The 19,825-nt window shown below is 58.9% G+C and carries 18 protein-coding genes; 10 read left to right on the top strand and 8 right to left on the bottom strand.

The features are described 5' to 3' along the window. Positions 1 to 5 precede the first annotated feature (5 nt). Positions 6 to 986, bottom strand: coding sequence for a tRNA-dihydrouridine synthase (locus DNK49_RS15190; RefSeq protein WP_243632385.1), 981 nt, complete (start codon positions 984 to 986; stop codon positions 6 to 8). A 151-nt stretch (positions 987 to 1,137) separates the two neighbouring features. Here DNK49_RS15190 and rpmE point away from each other — a divergent pair, with 151 nt between their 5' ends. Further along, entirely contained in the window at positions 1,138 to 1,353 is a 216-nt protein-coding gene (gene rpmE / locus DNK49_RS15185; RefSeq protein ID WP_110526316.1) for a 50S ribosomal protein L31, read from the top strand. Between the two features lie 232 nt (positions 1,354 to 1,585). Then, a complete protein-coding gene (locus tag DNK49_RS15180) occupies positions 1,586 to 3,235 on the top strand; it encodes an ArnT family glycosyltransferase (protein WP_110526313.1) in 1,650 nt (549 codons plus the stop codon). 128 nt (positions 3,236 to 3,363) lie between these two features. Here the strand turns inward: DNK49_RS15180 and orn are convergent, their stop codons facing one another. After that, entirely contained in the window at positions 3,364 to 3,912 is a 549-nt protein-coding gene (orn, locus tag DNK49_RS15175) for an oligoribonuclease (RefSeq protein WP_110526310.1), read from the bottom strand. 136 nt (positions 3,913 to 4,048) lie between these two features. Between orn and DNK49_RS15170 the strand changes: the two genes are divergently transcribed. Genes DNK49_RS15170 through rsgA form a run of 3 tightly spaced genes read left to right on the top strand, consistent with a single transcriptional unit; the run spans position 4,049 to position 6,568 of the window. Next, on the top strand, positions 4,049 to 5,302 hold the full coding sequence (locus DNK49_RS15170; protein WP_110526307.1) for a M48 family metallopeptidase: 1,254 nt from the start codon (positions 4,049 to 4,051) through the stop codon (positions 5,300 to 5,302). A 19-nt stretch (positions 5,303 to 5,321) separates the two neighbouring features. Next, positions 5,322 to 5,639 (top strand): cytochrome c, encoded by a 318-nt coding sequence (locus tag DNK49_RS15165; RefSeq protein ID WP_110526304.1) that lies wholly within the window; start codon positions 5,322 to 5,324, stop codon positions 5,637 to 5,639. Then, on the top strand, positions 5,636 to 6,568 hold the full coding sequence (gene rsgA / locus DNK49_RS15160; protein ID WP_110526301.1) for a ribosome small subunit-dependent GTPase A: 933 nt from the start codon (positions 5,636 to 5,638) through the stop codon (positions 6,566 to 6,568). The genes DNK49_RS15165 and rsgA overlap by 4 nt, the downstream gene beginning before the upstream one ends. Positions 6,569 to 6,624: 56 nt before the next feature. On the opposite strand, the gene DNK49_RS15155 is transcribed toward rsgA, so the two are convergent. From DNK49_RS15155 to DNK49_RS15130, 6 genes are all read right to left on the bottom strand, one after another. Further along, positions 6,625 to 7,569 (bottom strand): alpha-E domain-containing protein, encoded by a 945-nt coding sequence (locus DNK49_RS15155; RefSeq protein ID WP_110526298.1) that lies wholly within the window; start codon positions 7,567 to 7,569, stop codon positions 6,625 to 6,627. A 25-nt stretch (positions 7,570 to 7,594) separates the two neighbouring features. Next, a complete protein-coding gene (locus DNK49_RS15150; RefSeq protein WP_110526296.1) occupies positions 7,595 to 9,013 on the bottom strand; it encodes a circularly permuted type 2 ATP-grasp protein in 1,419 nt (472 codons plus the stop codon). A gap of 250 nt (positions 9,014 to 9,263) precedes the next feature. Then, entirely contained in the window at positions 9,264 to 10,445 is a 1,182-nt protein-coding gene (locus DNK49_RS15145; RefSeq protein WP_110526293.1) for an acetyl-CoA C-acyltransferase family protein, read from the bottom strand. Between the two features lie 21 nt (positions 10,446 to 10,466). Continuing rightward, a complete protein-coding gene (locus DNK49_RS15140) occupies positions 10,467 to 11,393 on the bottom strand; it encodes a CobD/CbiB family protein (RefSeq protein ID WP_110526289.1) in 927 nt (308 codons plus the stop codon). 158 nt (positions 11,394 to 11,551) lie between these two features. Then, complete coding sequence (locus DNK49_RS15135; RefSeq protein WP_110526436.1) at positions 11,552 to 12,169, bottom strand: CoA pyrophosphatase; 618 nt, start codon at positions 12,167 to 12,169, stop codon at positions 11,552 to 11,554. A 39-nt stretch (positions 12,170 to 12,208) separates the two neighbouring features. Then, a complete protein-coding gene (locus DNK49_RS15130) occupies positions 12,209 to 12,847 on the bottom strand; it encodes a TIGR02281 family clan AA aspartic protease (protein WP_243632384.1) in 639 nt (212 codons plus the stop codon). Positions 12,848 to 12,978: 131 nt separating this feature from the next. On the opposite strand from DNK49_RS15130, the gene DNK49_RS15125 reads away from it, so the two are divergent. Genes DNK49_RS15125 through DNK49_RS15105 form a run of 5 tightly spaced genes read left to right on the top strand, consistent with a single transcriptional unit; the run spans position 12,979 to position 19,825 of the window. Beyond that, positions 12,979 to 13,509 (top strand): GspH/FimT family pseudopilin, encoded by a 531-nt coding sequence (locus tag DNK49_RS15125; RefSeq protein WP_133255111.1) that lies wholly within the window; start codon positions 12,979 to 12,981, stop codon positions 13,507 to 13,509. Further along, complete coding sequence (gene pilV / locus DNK49_RS15120; protein WP_110526286.1) at positions 13,506 to 13,973, top strand: type IV pilus modification protein PilV; 468 nt, start codon at positions 13,506 to 13,508, stop codon at positions 13,971 to 13,973. Before DNK49_RS15125 ends, pilV begins: the two co-directional genes overlap by 4 nt. Further along, entirely contained in the window at positions 13,973 to 15,022 is a 1,050-nt protein-coding gene (locus DNK49_RS15115) for a PilW family protein (protein WP_110526282.1), read from the top strand. The genes pilV and DNK49_RS15115 overlap by 1 nt, the downstream gene beginning before the upstream one ends. Continuing rightward, positions 15,019 to 15,582, top strand: a complete 564-nt coding sequence (locus DNK49_RS15110) for a pilus assembly PilX family protein (RefSeq protein WP_110526280.1) — start codon at positions 15,019 to 15,021, stop codon at positions 15,580 to 15,582. The genes DNK49_RS15115 and DNK49_RS15110 overlap by 4 nt, the downstream gene beginning before the upstream one ends. Before the next feature lie 10 nt (positions 15,583 to 15,592). Further along, a complete protein-coding gene (locus DNK49_RS15105; RefSeq protein WP_110526277.1) occupies positions 15,593 to 19,825 on the top strand; it encodes a pilus assembly protein in 4,233 nt (1,410 codons plus the stop codon).

Below are 19,825 nucleotides of genomic sequence, written 5' to 3'. Positions count from 1 at the left end.
CCCTCTCATGCTGCCATTCGGTCGGCTACGGCCACGGCACCGTGCCGCGTCAGCACCTGATCAATATCGACCAGCGCGCTCAGTGGCCGCAAATCCTGATACAAGGCCTCGGCCTGGGCATACCGTCGACGCAGCAGGTTGCACCACTGCTTGATGCGACCGGCCACATGTTTCCCGACCACCTTGGCAACCACCCGATCACGGAACTCTGCAAGGAGAGGCAGCAGGCTGGCCCACTCGGCAGCCCTGACCAACTCGTCATCCACCGCCTCGGCCCGAATCCGTCGTGCCAGGAAAGGATCACTCACCGCACCGCGTCCCAGCATCACATCGGCCACCCCGGACACTGCCCGACAGCGCAGCCAGTCTTCACGGGTCCACACCTCGCCATTGGCCACCACCGGCACCGGCACCATATCGGCAATCAGGCCAACCCACTCCCAATGCGCCGGCGGACGATAGCCCTCGACCTTGGTCCGCGCGTGCACCACCAATTCCGAAACCCCTCCGTCAGACAAGGCCTGCGCGCACTCCAGCGCACGCCCCTTGTCGGCCACCCCAAGACGCATCTTTGCCGTCAGCGCCAGCTCGGGCGGCAAGGCCTTTCGCACCGCGCGGGCGATCGCATGCAGTAGTTCCGGTTCGTCGAGCAGCACCGCGCCACCACGGTGGCGGTTGACCGTTGGCGCCGGACAGCCGAAATTCAGATCCACCGCGGCTGGAGCAAGCGCTGCAAGATGAGCCGCGTTATCGGCCAGCGCCTGCGGGTCGGAACCGAGCAACTGCACCCGTACCGGCATGCCGCCCACCGCCCGGCTCCCATGGATCAACTCGGGCACAATGCGACGAAAACAGCGATGCGGCAGTACCGTATCAGTCACCCGCACGAACTCGCTGACTGCAAAATCATAGCCACCGATGCGACTCAGCACGGCACGCAACACATCGTCGAGCAAACCTTCCATCGGTGCGAGCAACAGGCGCAAGGCAACCTCTTAGGGCCGGAACAAGGAAAGCGCAGCATTGTAATCGATTGAACGCACTGTCACGCTTGCCAGAATCCATACACTCCGGGATAATTGCGTGTTTTCAATTTAGGGTGGTCACAACCTCCACCCGCCGTACTCAGGATCTGACATGAAAGCGGACATCCATCCCAATTACAAAGACGTGAACGTGACCTGCTCCTGCGGCAACGTTTTCGTGACCCGCTCGACCATCGGCAAGCCGGAACTGCACGTTGAAGTGTGTGCCGCCTGCCATCCGTTCTACACCGGCAAGCAGAAGATCGTCGATACCGCCGGCCGCGTCGAACGCTTCCGCCAGAAGTACGGCAACGTGCAACGCGGCTAAGCCCTTCCGGGGCACGCAGCGCCACATCACGCTACAGCGCACGCACAGACAAGAAGGCAGCCCTGGCTGCCTTTTTTGTTGCCTGCTGTGTTGCCTCCACCCCACGCAAGCTTGCACCAAGCCCGGTAAATGCGGTCACTCGCCCGCAACCAGGAACCCTCGAAGCATCGACACCGATACAATGCACGCTCCGCGGAGTCAAATCCGCCACTGCCTAAAATAAACACCGCGCATGCCCCGCGACCCCCATATTCCCTCACCGCTCGAACGCCGCGTCTACGGCACCCTGGGCCTGAGCCTGCTGGTCGGCTTCTATCTGCTTACCGGCCTGACCGGGCACGAGCCCTGGCGTGGAGACGATGCCCGCTATTTTGGCCCCATCTACGCCATGCTGCAGGGACAGGACCTGCTGTTCCCGGCGATTGGCGGACTACCTCACCCCGACTTTCCGCCGCTTTATTACTGGCTTGGGGCCCTGCTTGCAAAACTTACGGCCAGCCTGCTTCCGGCACATGACGGTGCGCGCCTGGCCAGTGCAGCCTTCACCGCCATGGCGGTGTACTGGACAGCACGTGCAGCAGAACGTTTGTACGGCCGCCCCGCGCGCACGCCCGCAGCCCTGCTGACACTGGGTAGTCTCGGCCTCGTGCTGCACGCCCACGAAACCCAACCCCTGATCGCGCTGATGGCCATGCTCGCGCTGGTGCTGAACGGACTGTCGCGCGTCATCCAGCAGCCGGTCGGCGGCAGCCTGCAAGCGGGTCTCGGCAGCGCACTTGCCTTGCTTGCTGGCGGCCTGCCCGGGCTATTGATGACCTTGCCGCTATTCGTCCTGGTGATGACCAGTTGCCCGGAGTGCCGCACACCTCGCGCCAGCGGCAGCCTGCTTGCGGGACTGAGTCTGGCGGCCATTCTGGCTGCTGCATGGCCTCTGGCCCTGCATCTGGCCGAGCCCGAAATGCTGTCACTCTGGTTGCGATCGGAATGGCATGACCTGACGTTTCGCAGCATCTCACTGGCAGAGCTTCCACGTCTGCTGGAATTGCTCAGCTGGTTCACCTGGCCGCTGTGGCCCATTGCACTATGGGCACTGTGGCGCGCACGCAAACGACTGATCGAACTGCGCTGGGCCCTGCCCCTGCTGTCGTTGCTGATTTCGCTCGGACTGTTGATTCTCAGCGGCGATACCTCTCCGACAGCGGCACTGCCCCTGCTGCCCCCCGTTGCGCTGCTGGCGGCCGGCGGCATGCCAACCCTGCGGCGCGGTGCAGCCAATGCGCTCGACTGGTTCGCCATGATGAGCTTTGCCGTGTTCGCCATCCTCGTCTGGATTGCCTGGACAGCGCAGGCCTATGCCTGGCCACCAGGTCTGGCGCGTCACATCGCGCGCATCAGCCCATCGTTCAACTTCCCGGGCGATCCGCTTCAACCCATCCTCGGCATTGCCATTTGCCTGCTTTGGGCCCTGCTGATCTGGAAGCTGCCGCGCACCCCAAGTCGCGCAGCCGCCAACTGGGCCATGGGCATGACGATGCTGTGGAGTCTCGCAGTGGTATTGCTGATGCCATGGTTCGACTATGGCCGCAGCTATCGCTCAGCAATGGAGTCGCTGCAGCAAGCCCTTGAACCGCACCAGGCCGAGTGCATTGCCACCACCGGCCTGCCGGATGGGGTGCGCAGCACCTTGGACTACTATGTGGGCATCCGCCCCGCAGTCACACGTGACGGCACCACCCCCTGCCGCCTGCTGCTGATTTACGCCGACCGGCGGGACAATCCACCAGAAGAATCAGAGGCATGGCAGACCCTATGGGAATTCCGCCGGGGAGGCGGCAAGGAACTGGAGATATTCCAGCTCTACCTGCGCAGCGATCGTGACTGAAGCCTCACCGACTATCCTGGCGTCAGCGTCCGATCCAGGACAAGAAGGGGAGCGCACGCTTCAATCGGGACACCCGATATTTGACGCTCCCCGCCGGCCAGCATGACCGCTCAAACCGCGCGCCCAGATCAGGGCAGGCGCAGGAAGTGATCGCGGTAATGACGCAATTCGGCAATCGACTCCTCGATGTCAGCCAGCGCGGTATGCGCCCCTGACTTCTTCACTCCCTTATAGACTTCGGGATTCCACCGCCGGGCAAGCTCCTTGAGTGTCGATACATCCAGGTTGCGGTAATGGAACCAGGCCTCGAAACGCGGCATGTAGCGCGCCAGGAAGCGACGGTCCTGTCCGATCGAATTGCCACACATCGGCGAAGTCCGCTCGGGCACCCATTCCTGCATGAAGGCCAGCATCTGCGCCTCCGCCTCGGCTTCGGACACCGTGGATGCGCGAACGCGGTCGATCAGGCCGGATTTGCCATGGGTGTTCTTGTTCCAGTCGTCCATCGCATCGAGCACCTCATCGGGCTGATGCACGACGATCACGGGTGCGCTGGCGACAGTCTGCAATGCGCTGTCGGTCACCAAGAGCGCAATCTCGATGATGCGGTCGCGATCCGGTTCGAGGCCCGTCATCTCCATGTCGAGCCATATCAGGTGGTTCTGATCCTGTGCCATAATCCTCTAGCCTTTCGTTGTTACCTGACTGCGTAGCGCGCAGCCAGAAAATCCCTTGCGTCCCCGATCAGGGCGAAACAATACCGCCCCGGATTGTGTCACAGATCGGTTGCTCACTCTCTTTCGGCTTTTCCGTATGTCTCCTGCGCTGTTTGCCTCGGCATTCCTGATTGCACTGACCGCCACGCTCGGCTTGCGCAGTTTGTTGATGCGTCGCCAGATTCGTCATGTCCGTGCATGTCGTGACACCGTACCCACCGCCTTCTCCGACGTCATCGGTCTTCAAGCGCATCAACGCGCAGCGGACTACACCGTTGCACGCATGCATCTTGGTCTGATCGACATGGCTGTGGGGGCCGCATTCGTCCTGCTGCTGACCCTGGGTGGCGGGCTGCAGTGGCTGTCCGGGCTTGCAGCCGCGGCATTCGATTCCGGTACACTGCTGCATGGCGTCGCGTTGCTGGCGCTGCTGGGGGCCGCCGGCTGGGCAATCGACCTGCCCTTCGGGCTATATCGAACCTTTTCCCTGGAAAAGCGGTTTGGCTTCAACCGCATGACCCCCGCACTGTTTGTCAGCGACCTGGTCAAGCAGTCCCTGCTTGCCGCGATCATCGGCCTGCCCTTGCTGGCCGGTGTCCTTTGGCTGATGGAGGCCATGGGCGAGTACTGGTGGCTCTGGGTGTGGGCGGCATGGCTGACGTTCAACTTGCTGGTGATGCTGATCTGGCCAACCTTCATTGCCCCCTTGTTCAACACTTTCAGCCCACTGCAGGACGTGGCGCTGAAATCCCGGGTCGAAGCCTTGCTGCAGCGCTGCGGTTTTCGTGCCAAGGGCTTGTTCGTGATGGATGGCTCTCGCCGTTCGGCGCATGGCAATGCCTACTTCACCGGCTTTGGTGCGGCAAAGCGCATCGTCTTTTTCGACACCTTGCTCGACACACTCGCCCCCGCCGAGGTCGAAGCCGTGCTGGCGCATGAGCTTGGCCATTTTCACCACAAGCACATCATCAAGCGCCTTGCCGTACTCGCCCCGGTCAGCCTGCTGATGTTCGCGGTACTGGGCGGCCTGCTGCAGCAGCCTGGGTTCTTTGCCGGACTGGGCGTCGACACCCCAGGCACGGCAGCTGGACTCGCGCTGTTCTTCCTGATCCTGCCCTACTTCACCTTTCTGCTGACCCCATTGTTCAGCCACTGGTCGCGACGCCATGAGTTCGAGGCTGACGCCTACGCGGCCAAGCACACCCGCGCGGACGACCTTGTCGGGGCCCTGGTCAAGCTTTACCGCGACAATGCGTCCACGCTGACACCGGACCCGGTCTACTCCAGTTTTTTTGACTCTCACCCCCCGGCTGCACTGCGCATTGCAAGGCTGCAGGCCGTCACGACATGACAATCAACAGGAGGAAGACATGAAGACCTGGAACCTCGCATCCAGTGCGGCGCTGTTGCTGGCCAGCTTTCCGGTAATGGCAAACCCCTTCCCCGATGCTGACCTGAAAGCTGCGCACGAGAATCACGAGAAAATGTGCATCGCCTGTCATGCGCGCAAGTATGGTGGTGAAGGGGGCTCGGACATCTACACCCGGGTCGATCGCCGCGTCTCCAGCCCAAGCGCGCTCAGCCAGCAGCTGACTGCCTGTACCACCATGCTCAACCTCGACCTCTTCCCCGAGGACGAGAACAATCTCGCCGGCTACCTCAACAAGCACTTCTACAAATTCAAGTGAGCGCACCTCAAGCCAGCAGGCACCGGACCGGCAAGCAAACCCACACCCTTGCCGGCACCATCATTGCCGCCTTCGGGCGACACTATGAGGTGCTGACCACGGAAGGCACCCTGCGCTGTTACACCCGCGGCAAGAAAAGCAGCTATGCCTGCGGCGACGAGGTAGACGTTGCGCCCGGCGGTGACAACCAGGGCGTCATCGAGCATCTGCACCCGCGACGCAACCTGCTCTGGCGATCGGACGCCTTTCGCGAAAAGCTGATTGCCGCCAATCTGAGTCATATCGCCATTGTCGTGGCGACCGAACCGGGTTTTTCCGACATGCTGATCTCGCGCTGCATTGCCGCTGCCGAGAGTCAGGACATCACCCCGATCATCGTCCTGAACAAAGCCGATCTGACAACCCGTCTGGACAGCGCACGCGCCCAGCTGGCGCCCTTCGTTCAGCTGGGCTATCAGGTGGTGGAGCTTTCCGCCCTGCAGGGCGCGGCACCCTTGATGGCAGTGCTGTCAGGCCAGCGCAGCATCCTGGTCGGGCAATCCGGCATGGGCAAGTCCACGCTGACCAACGCACTGGTACCCGAGGCCGACGCCGCCACCCGTGAGATCTCCACCGTACTGGATAGTGGCAAGCACACGACCACCTTCGCCCGCCTCTACCCACTGGGCCGCGGCTGGCTGATCGACAGCCCCGGCCTGCAGGCTTTTGGCCTGGCCCACCTGTCAGCCGACGATCTTGCCGAGAGCTTCATCGAGTTTCGCCCCTACCTTGGCAAGTGCCGGTTTCGCGACTGTCGACACGAGGCCGAGCCTGGCTGCGCATTGCTTGGGGCACTCGAAGCAGGCCACATCAATCCGCGACGCTTCGAGCACTACCGCGGCATCCGCCACGAGATCTCAGAGGCAAGGCGCGCAAACCCGGGCTGGTAAACGCGTTGGGGACGCTCATCGCGCCCCCATTCGATCGACTCAGGCAACAGCCTGAATCAGGACACCGGCACCAGGAAATCGTCAGCGATGCGGTTGCCAAGCTCCTGCACCCGGTCGAGCAGGCGCATGGTGTAGGTGTGCAGGCCACCACGTACGATGTCCTCGATCCTGCCAAAACGCAGCTGCGCTTCAAGTTCGCCGGCCTGGCGCTCGGTTTCGGCCGATTGCGCATTGCGGATGCGCTGAAGGTTGCTATAGACCTCCTTCAGGCAACGTGCCATCGAGCGCGGCATGTCAACCCGCAGCAGCATCAGCTCGGCCACACGTGCCGGCGTGATCAGGTCACGATAGACCTTGCGATAAACCTCGAACGCCGAGACGGAACGTAACAGTGCGCTCCATTGATAATAGTCAGCCGCGCCCCCTTCGACCTCGCCCGCCGGCAGCAGGATCTGGTATTTGACATCCAGGATGCGTGCCGTATTGTCGGCCCGCTCCAGAAAGGTGCCGATGCGGATGAAACGCAGCGCATCGTCCTGCAGCATGGTACCGATGGTGACGCCGCGCGACAGATGGGAGCGATACTTGACCCATTCGAAGAACTCACCCGCCCCCACGTCCTGAAACTCCTCGCGGGTAAAGTCGCGCATCTTCAGCCAGGTGCCGTTGGTGGTCTCCCACAGTTCGGACGTCAGCGTGCCACGCACCGCATGGGCATTTTCACGCGCCGCCAGCAAACAGCGACGGATGCTCGACGGATTGCTTTCATCGAAAATCATGAAATCAAGCACATTGTCGGCAGTGATCTCGGCATAACGTTCGTGGAACGCCCCCTCCAGCGCCATGATGCGCAGGGTGGCAGCCCAGGCCTGGTCTTCCTGGACCTGCGACTGCGGCATCAGCGACATGCGGTAATTGACATCGAGCATGCGCGCGATGTTCTCGGCCCGCTCCATGTAACGGGCCATCCAGTACAGGTGATCGGCGGTACGGCTCAGCATCTTTGATTCTCCCTCAAGCCTTTCTTTATGCTTCCAGCACCCAGGTATCCTTGGTGCCGCCGCCTTGCGACGAGTTCACCACCAGCGAGCCCTCGCGCAGTGCCACACGGGTCAGTCCTCCAGGGATCAGCTGGATCTCTTCACCCGACAACACGAAGGGACGCAGATCGATGTGGCGCGGCGCAATGCCGGATTCAACAAAGGTAGGACATGCCGACAGCGCCAGCGTGGGCTGGGCGATGTAGCGCTCAGGATGCGCCTCGAGAATCTTGCGGAAGTCCTCGATCTCGGCCCTGGTCGCTGCCGGCCCGACCAGCATGCCGTAGCCGCCGGCGCCGTGGACTTCCTTGACCACGAGTTCGGCGAGATGATCCAGCACATAGGCCAGGTCGTCCTTCTTGCGGCACATGAAGGTCGGCACGTTGTGCAGAATGGGCTCCTCGCCCAGATAGAAGCGGATCATCTCCGGCACATACGGATAGATGGATTTGTCGTCGGCCACGCCTGAGCCAATCGCATTGGTCACCGTCACCCGCCCGGCCTGATAGGCGCCGAGGATACCCGGCACGCCCAGCACTGAATCCTGACGGAAGGCGAGCGGATCAAGAAAATCGTCATCCACCCGGCGATAGATCACATCCACCCGTTGCGGGCCCTGGGTGGTCCGCATGAAGACCTGCTCGTCCTTGACGAACATGTCCTGCCCCTCGACCAGTTCAACGCCCATCTGTTGAGCGAGGAAAGCGTGCTCGAAGTACGCGCTGTTGTATGCGCCTGGCGTCATCACCACCACCGTCGGATCGCTGACCCCGGTGGGCGCCACGCTGCGCAGCATGTTCAACAACATGTCAGGATAGCGGTCGACTGGCGCCACCTTGTAGCGCGAGAACAAACGCGGGAACAGCCGCATCATCATCTTGCGGTTTTCCAGCATGTAGGACACGCCAGAGGGGACGCGCAGATTGTCCTCGAGCACGTAGTACTCGCCAGCGCCGGCACGCACCACGTCTACGCCGGCGATGTGGGCATAGATGTCACGTGCCACATCCACCCCCTGCATCACGCGACGATACTGGGCGTTATTCAGAACCTGTTCAGCCGGGACGGTGCCCGACTTGAGGATATCCTGATCGTGGTAGATATCGCGGATGAACAGGTTCAGTGCCTTGACCCGCTGGCGCAGACCGGCAGCCAGGGTCTGCCATTCGCTGGCCGGGATGATGCGGGGGATGATATCGAACGGGATCAGCCGTTCGGTACCCGCATTCTCGCCATACACGGCGAAAGTAATGCCGTAGCGATGAAACAGCGCATCAGCCTCGGCGCGCTTCTGTGACAGCCGCTCTTCCGGCATCTCCGACAGCCAGTTGGCATAGGAAGCATAGTGCGGACGAACCCGCCCTGCCTCGTCGGTCATCTCGTTGTAGAAGTTCTTGATGGTCATGACGCGGGACCTGCCTTTCTCGTTGTGATTCCGGACAAACCTATATCAGCGAAAAGCGTGCCAAGCCAAAAACCCCGAAAGCATCAGGTTCTCATGCGTTTATGGACATCATCGCACCAAGATGGTGCCATCAAACATCAGCGCACCAGAATGTGGTGCATTGGAATCTGGAGAACACCAAATGTGTGCCCCAAAAAACAAACCCCGCATTAAGCGGGGTTTGTTTTTCTGCAGCTACTCGAATCCAGGATCAGACACGTTCCCAGATCGTGGTGATGCCCTGACCACCGCCGATACACATGGTGGCCATGCCGTAACGGCCATTGACGCGGATCAGCTCGTGCAGCAGCTTGGTAATGATCACCGAGCCGGTCGCACCCACCGGATGGCCGATCGCAATCGCGCCACCGTTGGGGTTGACCTTGGAAGTATCGAGCTCCAGCCCCTTGTTCACAGCAATCGACTGAGCCGCGAAGGCTTCGTTGGACTCGATCACGTCGATCTTGTCCAGGGTCAGACCAGCGCGTTGCAGCGCGATCTTGGAGGCCGGAATCGGGCCTTCGCCCATGACGTCGTTCGGCACGCCGGCAATCGCATAGGACACCAGGCGGGCAATCGGCTTGTGACCATCGGCCGCTGCCTTGGCAGCATCGGCCAGCACCAGGAAGGCCGCTGCATCGTTGATGCCTGAAGCATTGCCAGCCGTCACCGAACCATCCTTCTTGAAGGCCGGCTTCATCTTGGCCAGCGCCTCAAGCGTGGTGGCACGCAGATGCTCATCGGTATCGAACACCACGGTGCCCTTACGGGTCTCAAAGGTGATCGGCACGATCTGGCTCTTGAAGCGGCCTTCGGCAACGGCCTTGGCCGCACGCACCTGGGACTCGAGAGCGAAGGCGTCCTGCTCTTCACGGCTGATGTTCCACTTGGTGGCCAGATTCTCTGCAGTGATACCCATGTGGCCCACACCAAACGGGTCGGTCAGCACGGCAACCATGGCGTCGATGGCCTTGGTGTCACCCATGCGCGCACCCGAACGCAAGGCCGGCATCAGGTAGGCGCCACGCGACATCACTTCGACACCGCCACCGATTGCGTAATCAGCATCGCCCAGAAGGATGGCCTGAGCCGAGTTGACGATGGCCTGCTGAGCCGAACCGCACAGGCGGTTGACCGCAAAAGCCACGGAGTCCATGCTCATTCCGCCCTGGATGGTGGCCACACGGGCAACATATGCATAGCGGGATTCGGTCGGGATGCAGTTGCCGACCGCAGCAAACGACACTGCCTTGGGGTCGACGCCAGCACGGGCGATGGCTTCCTTGACCACCAGGCCGCCGAGTTCACCCGGCTCCAGATCCTTGAGCGAGCCACCAAAGCCACCCACGGCAGAACGCACGGCACTCAGCACTACGACTTCACGATTAGCCATCAATACTCCCTCCTCGAAAAATCAACCGCCAACCCAGCCGGCAATCCCCAGCAAGGCCAGCAACAACAAACACACCACCAGCGCACGCCAGACCAGACCAATGGTGCTCTGCATGGAATCCACGTCAGCCTCATCACCCACGCCGATTTCCGGACGTTCGACGATTTCGCCCGAGATGTGCACCGGCATGCCCAGCCGCACTCCCAGCGCTCCGCCACCGCTTGCAAGCAGTATAGCGGAGCCCTTATCGGGCCACAGCATTGCCTGCGTACGCCAGCAGGCCACCGCATCCTCAAAATCCCCCACGACAGAAAAGGAGGCCGCTGTCAATCGCACCGGCAGCCAGTCGATGATGCCGAACATCTGCGCCGCGCATCGCCCGAACTCACCGAACTCAGCATCCGAGCGCATGCCCCACTCCTCATCCAGGAAGCGCGCCAGACGGTACATGACCGCCCCACTCGCGCCCGGCAGGATCACGAACCAGAATGCCACACCGAACACATTACGGTGCGCAGCCACCAACGCCTGCTCGATGGACAGTCGCGCAATCTCGCTGGAGCTGGTCTCGTGGTACTGCCCCCCACGCCATTCAGCCAGCAGCGATCGGGCACGATCGAGTTCGCCCATGCGCAGCGCCAAATGGATATCCGTGAAAAAATGGCTCTCGTGGCGAAAGCCCATCGTCAGATACAGCACGACGACGTTGAACGCAAACGCAATCAGGGGGTGAAGGCCCCACAGCAGAAAATGCAGCAGGGCGCACGCCAGCGTGCCTCCACCGACCACCAACAACCACGCGATACGGCCATGACTGGCCCGACCATCGTTGAAACGTTGGACCAGGACGGCAGACAGCCTTTTCAGCGGCCCGATCACGAATTGCTGCACCGGCAGCGGCCGAACCTGCTCGACCAGCAGGGCGATGATCAACGAGAGAAGCGTCATGCGATGTTGTCAGGCGTACACAAATGCCAGCAGAAAACCGATTGCAGCCAAGATACCACAAAGAACCGGCACTAATTGAAGCGTCGACACGACATAAGCTGCATCCGGAACACACCTCCACCTCGGTCAGCCAATCCTCCGAGGCGCAATCGCGCAAGCTAATCCACCAACGGGTCAGACAGTGCCCGATACAGTGACATCAACATACCTGCAGTCGCCCCCCAGATGTAATAGTCACCATAAGGCATGGCATGGAAATGTCGTGTGCGCCCCTCCACCTGCATACTATGCCGTTGATGATTCGCGGGGTCGAGAAAATGCGACAGTGGCACCTCGAACGCCTCGGCCACCTCAAAAGCATCCAGCGCTAGCTCGAACGGCGGATGCACTAGGCCCACCACCGGCGTCACCCGAAAACCGGTGCCGGTAAGGTAATCTGGAAGCGCACCGAGTAGCTCGATCCGGTCTGCGCCCAAACCGATCTCCTCATAGGTCTCCCTCAGCGCAGTCGCCACCGAGGAAGCATCCCCCGCCTCAACCCGTCCTCCAGGAAAGCTGATCTGGCCTGGATGGTGATGCAGGTGATCTGTGCGCCGAGTCAGCAACACAGCGGGGGCTTCGGCCCTCAACACTAGTGGAACAAGCACGGCAGCGGGTGTATGCGAGATACGACTCTCCGTGCCCGCCCAGTCCCCGTCAATCTGGGTGCCATCTACCTGCGCCAACCCGTTGCGCAGCCGCTCCAGCCAACCTCCCGCCACACCCTGCCCGTTCATGCCCACCATCACCTCAACTACCACTTGAACCTCAATCCGTCAGTACCGCTTGCGCAGCACCATCCTGCTTCCATCCCGAACCATCTCCATCCGATTGAGCACGCTCATACCAAGCAGTGCAATAGGCAGATCAATCTCATGAACAGCGGCCTCAACGTCGTTGAGCACGAAGGGCCCTATCCTCAGGCTGTCGAGCCTGACAAGCCGGATCGGACGAACCCCCCCGGCAGTCTGGCTGCGGGCCGGAACACCACGCGTCAGGTCTATCCCCAGTCGCACTGCGTCAGAACGCCCCAGCGAGACTACGGACGCGCCGGTATCCACTATCAGCCGTATCGCTCCACCGTTGATCTGCCCATTGACGAAAAAGTGCCCTTGGCTATCAGCCTCGAGAAGCAGTTCCTCCTGCTCCGATGCCGGGCGATGAACGACACTCTCACCGACCTTAAGTGCATGACGCCGGCCATTGAACTCGACGACCACCCGGTCTCCATCGACCGAGACCAGCCGCACACCGTCAACTGTGCGCTCACCAACATTAAGGGTCCTGGGTACGCCGCCCTCAACAACCAGCACTGCCTTGCTGCCGAACACACCGGCGGCCGACACTTCCAGCGCTCCCACTGGCATCGTCATCCCCATGCCCACAACCAGACCAACCCCCCGCCCGAAGCGCATCAGCCCAATCTCCGAAAAGACAAAACCCCTGCCGGTTATCACACACTTTGCGCCATTCGTCGAGCACTCCATATCATTCAGCGGCACATTCACCTAGGATAACGACGTCAACACACAAGCTTGAGTCCATCTTGACTACCCGCCCCTGCCTCCGATCTCTTTTCGCGAAATCCGGCGGTTTCACGCTGATCGAACTGATGATCACAATTGCGGTGCTCGCAATCCTGCTTGCCATTGCCGTGCCGTCTTTTCAGACTTTGATCATTAACATGAGCATCACAAGTGCAGCAAACGAGATGACAGCGGCGCTACAACAAGCTCGCATGGAAGCCATTCGTCGAAACCGTTCAGTGTCGTTCCAGCTTGGGACCGATCGTCAATGGCGGATCTACATAGACACAAATGCTGACGGTGCCTACACATCTGCCGATGACATAACCGACACCAACAACGTCAATTACCCTAACCCAATCAGGCAGGGCAACTACGAGGCGCGCCTTGGAGCCCCCAATAGCGTAAAAAAAACCACTTTCACCAGTTTGGGAACAGGCACCGCTACAAGTATCTGCCTTGCGGTTTCCGGACACTCCAGCAGCATGCTCGTCACGATTGAAGCTTCTGGCCGGCCGATGATTGAAACGAAAGGAGAGGACTGCTCATGAAACAGCATCGCCAGGCCGGCTCTAGCCTTCTTGAAATCCTCATTGCAGTGCTCGTATTGTCTTTCGGCCTACTTGGCGTCGCTGGCATGCAGATGTCTGCATTACGAAACAACCAAAGTGCAGCCGAACGCAGTCAGGTTGTGTTTATGACTTACTCCATCCTCGACGCCATGCGCGCCAACATTGACACATCTACAACACCCCATTCGTTTCGCCCCGAAGATTATACTGACGCAGCGGTGCTCGGAAACTGGGTATGTGCCGACGATCCTCCGGAGGGCAACTCTTTGGCGGCCAAGGACGCCGCGCGCTGGATCAACAACTTGGGAGCCAACCTTGGCGAATCCGCGTGCGGAAAGGTCGCGTGCAACTTGAATACTTGCACAGTCAGTATCCGCTGGGACGATAGCCGTGGCACAAGTGGCTCGGGCACCCAAGTTATTGAAACCAGGAGTCAGCTGTGATGCTCCCAAGGCATACGCGCAGAACGCACGCCCATAGGCAACGAGGACTAACGCTGATCGAATTAATGATCTCGCTGGTTCTCGGCCTGATCGTCACCGGTGGCGCCATCAGCCTGTTCATCGGCAACCGTGAAGCCAATCGCACGACCGAAAACCTCTCCCGAATGCAAGAGAACAGTCGCGTCGCGTTCGAGTTGATGGCTCGCTCTCTGCGAGATGCTGGAGGCAACCCCTGTGGCGCCACAACAGTGGCCAACGTGCTAGAGGGCAGCGACACCACGTGGTGGTCGAACTGGGCGGACAACGCGATCCGAGGTTATGACAACAACACATCTTCACCCGCAGTCACGACCGGCACAGGCGCCGGTCAGCGCGTTGCCGGTACCGACACCCTAATCTTGATGTCGGGTGACGACTCTGGCGTTTCCATTGTTACCCACGACGCACCGGCCGCGCAGTTTAAGGTCAGCACGACAGCTCACGGTTTTAAAGATGGCGACATCCTCATGGCATGTGATGACCATCTGGCGGCCATCTTCCAGACTACCAATGCAAGTGCCACCAACGTCACCCTTGTGCACAACACAGGCTCTTCGGTCAAACCCGGAAACTGCAGCAAAGGTCTGGGATATCCGACACTCTGCACGGCGTTAGGATCGGGCTACTCGTTCGAAGGCAATGGCTACATCGTGAAACTGATTGCCGAGGCCTGGTTCATCGGATACAACGCACGCGGAGGTCGTTCGCTTTTCAGAAGCGCGCCGGTTATCGATTATGCGTCACCAAGTAACCTTCCAACTGTGTCAGCTACCGAAATCGTTGATAACGTCACCGATATGCAATTGCTTTACAAAACACGTGATCCAGCAAATTCGGGTGGAACCAATGATTATGTTACCGCAGCAAACATTACCGAGTGGTCGGACGTTGTTGCTGTCAACGTTGAACTCACCTTTATCAGCAACGACCGAATCTCGACCGCGGACGGAAAGCCCACACTCGAACGCAAGCTGATTCATGTGGCTACGCTAAGGAACCGCGCACCATGAAGAGACTCGCTTATCGCAACAACCGCAGTCAGGGTGCAGCCCTGATCGTTGCGCTGATCCTGCTCATGGTCATGTCCTTGCTAGGACTATCGAGTATCCGTGCAACATCGACACAAGAAAAAATGAGCGCTAATGTGCACGATCGCAGCCTAGCCTTTCAGGCTGCGGAGAATGCACTTCGAATTGGTGAGCAAGAAGCTCAGCAGTGGGGTGAGAATGCCGGCTCCGGCGCCTACCCAGATATCGATACTGCCCTTGCCAGCAATAATGCCTGTACACAGACCGCCTGCAATGAAAATGGCCTGTGTCAGATACCAGATCCAGACTGTAGCACAGCACGTTGGAATGACCCCAACCAAATCTGGAAAGCTACCGATGCAATGGAGGGGCTTTCGGGAACCCCACAATACATCGTAGAAGCACTTTCTACGACGGCCCCCTGCGATCCCTCCGAGCCAACAGCAGGCATGCAAAACTGCAAACGTTTCCGTATTACCGCACGTAGCACCGCGACTGGGCGCGCCAGTGTCACGCTTCAATCGATTTACGCTACCGACTGAGGAGCCGACAATGAAACAGCACACGAACCGTACGCCAAGCCTAAAGCTGTTGTGCGTCGTCCTGATGTCATCAATCACCAGTGTGGCAACCGCAAACATCGGCATCCCCGAGACGCCGCTGCTGGCGAGCCAGACCTTCACTCCGATGACCATGCTGGTCCTTGGTCGTGATCACACCTTGTTTTTTGAAGCCTACAACGACGCCAGTGACCTTGATGGTGACGGCATACTCGAACTGCACTTCAAACCGTCCATCACCTACTACGGGCTGTTCGACAGCAAGCTGTGCTACGGGCATACCAACGGTAGTGCAACAACAGGCTTGTTCTCTCCAGTATCGGTCGCAGACGCAGATGGAAAATGTCCGGGCAAGTGGTCGGGCAACTGGCTGAACTACGTCACCACCAGCCGAATCGACGCCCTGCGCAAAGTCTTCTACGGTGGACATCGCGACCCGGCGTCCACTTCGACCAATACCATCCTCCGGCGCGCCTACATTCCACAGGACGGGCACTCCTGGGCCAAGGAATACACCAGTGTCACCGTCGACGGCTACGACATCTCGGACTACACCCCGCTTTCCCTGCCCAACGCCGGACGACGTCATTTCTTCGGCAACCTGACAGCGAACGGCAGCACCAACTGCAAGACGCTGAACACCTGCAGCGACTTGGCGCCCTGGTTGTCCGTGGTCACCAACAGCAACAAACGGGTCTGGGAATGGGCATCATCCGAGCGCCTCGTCTTGCGCAACGACACCCACGGCGGAGCGCGAACCAACTACACCGTCCGCGTCCAGGTATGCACAGCAGCATTCAACAGCGGCTGCAAGAAATACCCCAACGGCAGCTTCAAGCCCGTCGGGCTGTTGCACGAATATGGCGAAAACGAGGCCATGTATTTTGGCCTGCTGACCGGCAGCTACAATAAGAACATGTCAGGTGGCGTACTTCGCAAGGTCATGTCTTCGTTCAAGAACGAGGTCAATCAGGAGACCGGCGATTTCACTACCAATGCCACCATTGTCAAGACAATGGACAGCTTGCGTATACGGGATTTCAACAATGACAAAACCGATGGTTCCTATCGAAACGGGAGCTTCCGCACGGGTCCCATGAAGGAAGGGGACTATCCCGACTGGGGCAATCCGGTCGGCGAGATGATGTACGAAGCCTTACGCTACTTTGCTGGCAAGAAATCACCTAGCACGGCATTTTCGACCAGTGGATCACATGACGGAGAAGTCTTCAAGGGCCTGACTCCGCCAGCTTGGGATGATCCCTACGCCAGTGACAGTGCGGCCAAAGCGCAATGGTGCGCCAAGCCTAACCTTCTCGTCATGAGTAGCGTCAACGTCTCCTACGACTCTGATCAGGTACCGGGCAGTGCCTTCAGCAACTACGCCGGTGATCTGAGCGGCCTCAATGCGAGCGCCATCGGCGATAAGATCACTCAACATGAGCCTAGCGTCCCGGGCAAGCGCTACATTGGTGCAGTAGGATCGCTGGAGGACTTTGCCCCAACAGCGAAGAACGTCACCACCTTGGGCAATCTCAGAGGGCTTGCACCTGAGGAGCCGACAAAACAAGGAAGCTACTACTCTGCTTCGGTCGCACACTACGGAAAGATCACAGACCTGAACAGCGCCAAAGGCGATCAAAAAACCGATACCTATGTGGTGGCTCTGGCCTCGCCAATGCCCAAGTTTGAATTCAACATTGGTGGCAAGACGATCTCGCTTGTACCCTTTGCCAAGACAATTGATGGCTCCAGCACGAATCGGACAAAAGGCAAATACCAGCCCACCGACCCGATTGTGGACCTCTACATCGAGGAATACACCTCTGACCGGGTCAAGTTCCGCATCAATTACGAAGCCGATGAACAGGGTAACGACTTCGACATGGACGTCGTCGTCGAATACGAGATCATCAACAAGGACGGCACCCTTACCGTCAAGGTCAAACCAACCTACGAATCCACCGGCAGTAACCAGAACATCGGTTATGTGATCACTGGTACTAAAGAAGGCGATGGTGTCTATCTCGTAGTGCAGGATAAAAACGAGAGCCTAAACTATTATCTGAATGTACCTCCGGGCCGCCGAGCAGGTTATTGCGACTCGACGACTGATTCGGATCCAAACCCTTTCCCAGCAGATTGTGCTCAACTCCCATGGATAGGCGCTGCAGCTCCAAACAATCAGAGTGTGCAGACATTCACCACAGGGGGCACTTCCAGCGCCACGGTTCTGAACAATCCCTTGTGGTTTGCCGCCAAATGGGGTGGCTTCACCGACAGAAATGGGAATGGCATTCCAGACCTCAATCTCGAGTGGGATCAAGGAAACGACGGTGCTCCAGACACTTATTTCCTAGTGCAGAACCCAACCAAGCTCGAAGAAGCCCTCAAACGCAGTTTCAAGAGCATCGTGGATAAGGCCGCCAGTTCAGGCAATCTCGCTGTCAACAGCACATCGATCACCAATGGGACCGCAGTCTTCCAATCCACTTACGATACAGAAACTTGGACGGGCGACCTAAAAGCGTTCCTACTCACCGGAGTTGGTGTCGGTGCCGTTAAGTGGAGCGCGTCGGAGGAAATTCCGATCATCCGAACTATCGTCACCAGTAACGAGACAGGCGGCATCCCGTTCACATGGTCAAGTCTGACGACAGAGCAGCAGACTGCGCTGGGTTCGGAGAACGTCCTTAACTACTTGCGTGGTGATCGTTCCAATGAAATCAGCAAGGGCGGCTCTCTACGCAACCGTGCATCGTTGATCGGCGATATCGTCCATTCCTCCCCATACTATGTGAAGGATACCGACACCGTGTACGTCGGCGCAAACGACGGCATGCTTCACGCCTTTGATGCTTCGGAAGGCAATGAACTATTTGCCTATGTTCCTTCCACTTTGTTCGGCAAGCTCGCCACTCTCGCTGACCCGAACTACACCCATACCTACTTTGTCGATGGCGAAGTCGTCGTCAGTACCCGCACACAGACGCCAAACAAAAACATTTTAGTCGGTGCACCGGGACGCGGCGCAAAAGGGCTCTACGCGCTAAATGTCACGGCGCCCAGCAGTTTCTCACCCTCCAATGTGCTGTGGGAGTACACCGAAGCCGACGACAACGCTCTGCCTGTCGCCGATCGCGGCGACATAGGTTTCATCCTCGGACAACCGATCATTGCCAAACTTAACAATGGTGCGACGGCGGTGATTGTCGGCAACGGCTATAACAGTACCAATGGCGACGCAGTGCTGTTCATCTTCGACCTCGAAACCGGCGCGCTGATCAAGAAGCTTAGGGCTGGCAAGACCGGCAGTAACGGCTTGGCAACACCCACAGTCTTCGATGAAGACGGTGACGGAGCGATCGATTATGTCTATGCCGGCGACCTGAAAGGCAACGTCTGGAAGTACGACTTAAAGCACAAATCTAACCTTGGAAACTGGGATTTCGCATACAAAGTCTCGGGCAAGCCCGCTCCGCTGTTTACAGCCAAAGACAAGAACGGAACTGTTCAACCAATCACCGCTCCGCTCGCAGTCACCGTCAATATGGCGACGAGTGGTCCGAATGCTGGTGAAACCTTCGTGTTCTTTGGCACGGGCAGCTACATGGCGAATGGCGATCCTATCAACCAGAATATTCAAACATGGTATGGCCTGGTCGACGACGGCGTGATTTCGGGCCGATCAGAGCTTGTAGAACGCAGTTTTGTAGTCAACCAAGACACCATAATGAAAGGAGATATTCCAGTCATCGTTCGTTCCATCGCAAAAGCAGAAACCGATGACATGCTTAACAAGAAAGGCTGGTACCTCGATCTAGTAGATCCTTCTGCGCGCGGGGAACGTATCGTGAGCCGTTCCATCATTGTCAATGCTCTAAAACCAGTACTGGAAGTCGCCAGTATCATCCCAGTAGAGGGTGACCCCTGCGATGCCCAAGGAGATGGTTTCATCAATTTCATCAACCCATTCACTGGCGCACAGTTGGACTTTGTATTCATCGACATTAATGGTGACGGTAAATTCGATGAGAACGACATGATCAATGGCGAATATCCAAGCTCATTGAATCCTGGCGTTGGCATGCCCGGTGAACCTGTCCTGCTCCCACCAGAGAACGTGGTCAGTGGCACCTCTGGAAAGATCACCACGCTTAAGAAGAACTTTGGTGGCAAGAAAGTCACAGGTCGAATGTCCTGGCGTGAGATTATTAAGGAGTAA

Source organism: Parazoarcus communis SWub3 = DSM 12120, assembly GCF_003226565.1.
Taxonomy (GTDB): domain Bacteria; phylum Pseudomonadota; class Gammaproteobacteria; order Burkholderiales; family Rhodocyclaceae; genus Parazoarcus; species Parazoarcus communis.
The sequence above is the reverse complement of the archived record's forward strand: the minus strand, read 5'-3'. Positions and strand labels throughout refer to the sequence as shown.

Coding starts and splice junctions, on each gene's coding strand:
- DNK49_RS15140 (WP_110526289.1), bottom strand. CDS start 11,393: ATGACGCTTCTCTCGTTGATCATCGCCCTGCTGGTCGAGCAGGTTCGG.
- DNK49_RS15135 (WP_110526436.1), bottom strand. CDS start 12,169: ATGAACGGGCAGGGTGTGGCGGGAGGTTGGCTGGAGCGGCTGCGCAAC.
- DNK49_RS15110 (WP_110526280.1), top strand. CDS start 15,019: ATGAAGAGACTCGCTTATCGCAACAACCGCAGTCAGGGTGCAGCCCTG.
- rpmE (WP_110526316.1), top strand. CDS start 1,138: ATGAAAGCGGACATCCATCCCAATTACAAAGACGTGAACGTGACCTGC.
- orn (WP_110526310.1), bottom strand. CDS start 3,912: ATGGCACAGGATCAGAACCACCTGATATGGCTCGACATGGAGATGACG.
- DNK49_RS15105 (WP_110526277.1), top strand. CDS start 15,593: ATGAAACAGCACACGAACCGTACGCCAAGCCTAAAGCTGTTGTGCGTC.
- DNK49_RS15145 (WP_110526293.1), bottom strand. CDS start 10,445: ATGGCTAATCGTGAAGTCGTAGTGCTGAGTGCCGTGCGTTCTGCCGTG.
- DNK49_RS15130 (WP_243632384.1), bottom strand. CDS start 12,847: ATGCGCTTCGGGCGGGGGGTTGGTCTGGTTGTGGGCATGGGGATGACG.
- DNK49_RS15180 (WP_110526313.1), top strand. CDS start 1,586: ATGCCCCGCGACCCCCATATTCCCTCACCGCTCGAACGCCGCGTCTAC.
- pilV (WP_110526286.1), top strand. CDS start 13,506: ATGAAACAGCATCGCCAGGCCGGCTCTAGCCTTCTTGAAATCCTCATT.
- DNK49_RS15150 (WP_110526296.1), bottom strand. CDS start 9,013: ATGACCATCAAGAACTTCTACAACGAGATGACCGACGAGGCAGGGCGG.
- DNK49_RS15165 (WP_110526304.1), top strand. CDS start 5,322: ATGAAGACCTGGAACCTCGCATCCAGTGCGGCGCTGTTGCTGGCCAGC.
- DNK49_RS15155 (WP_110526298.1), bottom strand. CDS start 7,569: ATGCTGAGCCGTACCGCCGATCACCTGTACTGGATGGCCCGTTACATG.
- DNK49_RS15170 (WP_110526307.1), top strand. CDS start 4,049: ATGTCTCCTGCGCTGTTTGCCTCGGCATTCCTGATTGCACTGACCGCC.
- DNK49_RS15115 (WP_110526282.1), top strand. CDS start 13,973: ATGCTCCCAAGGCATACGCGCAGAACGCACGCCCATAGGCAACGAGGA.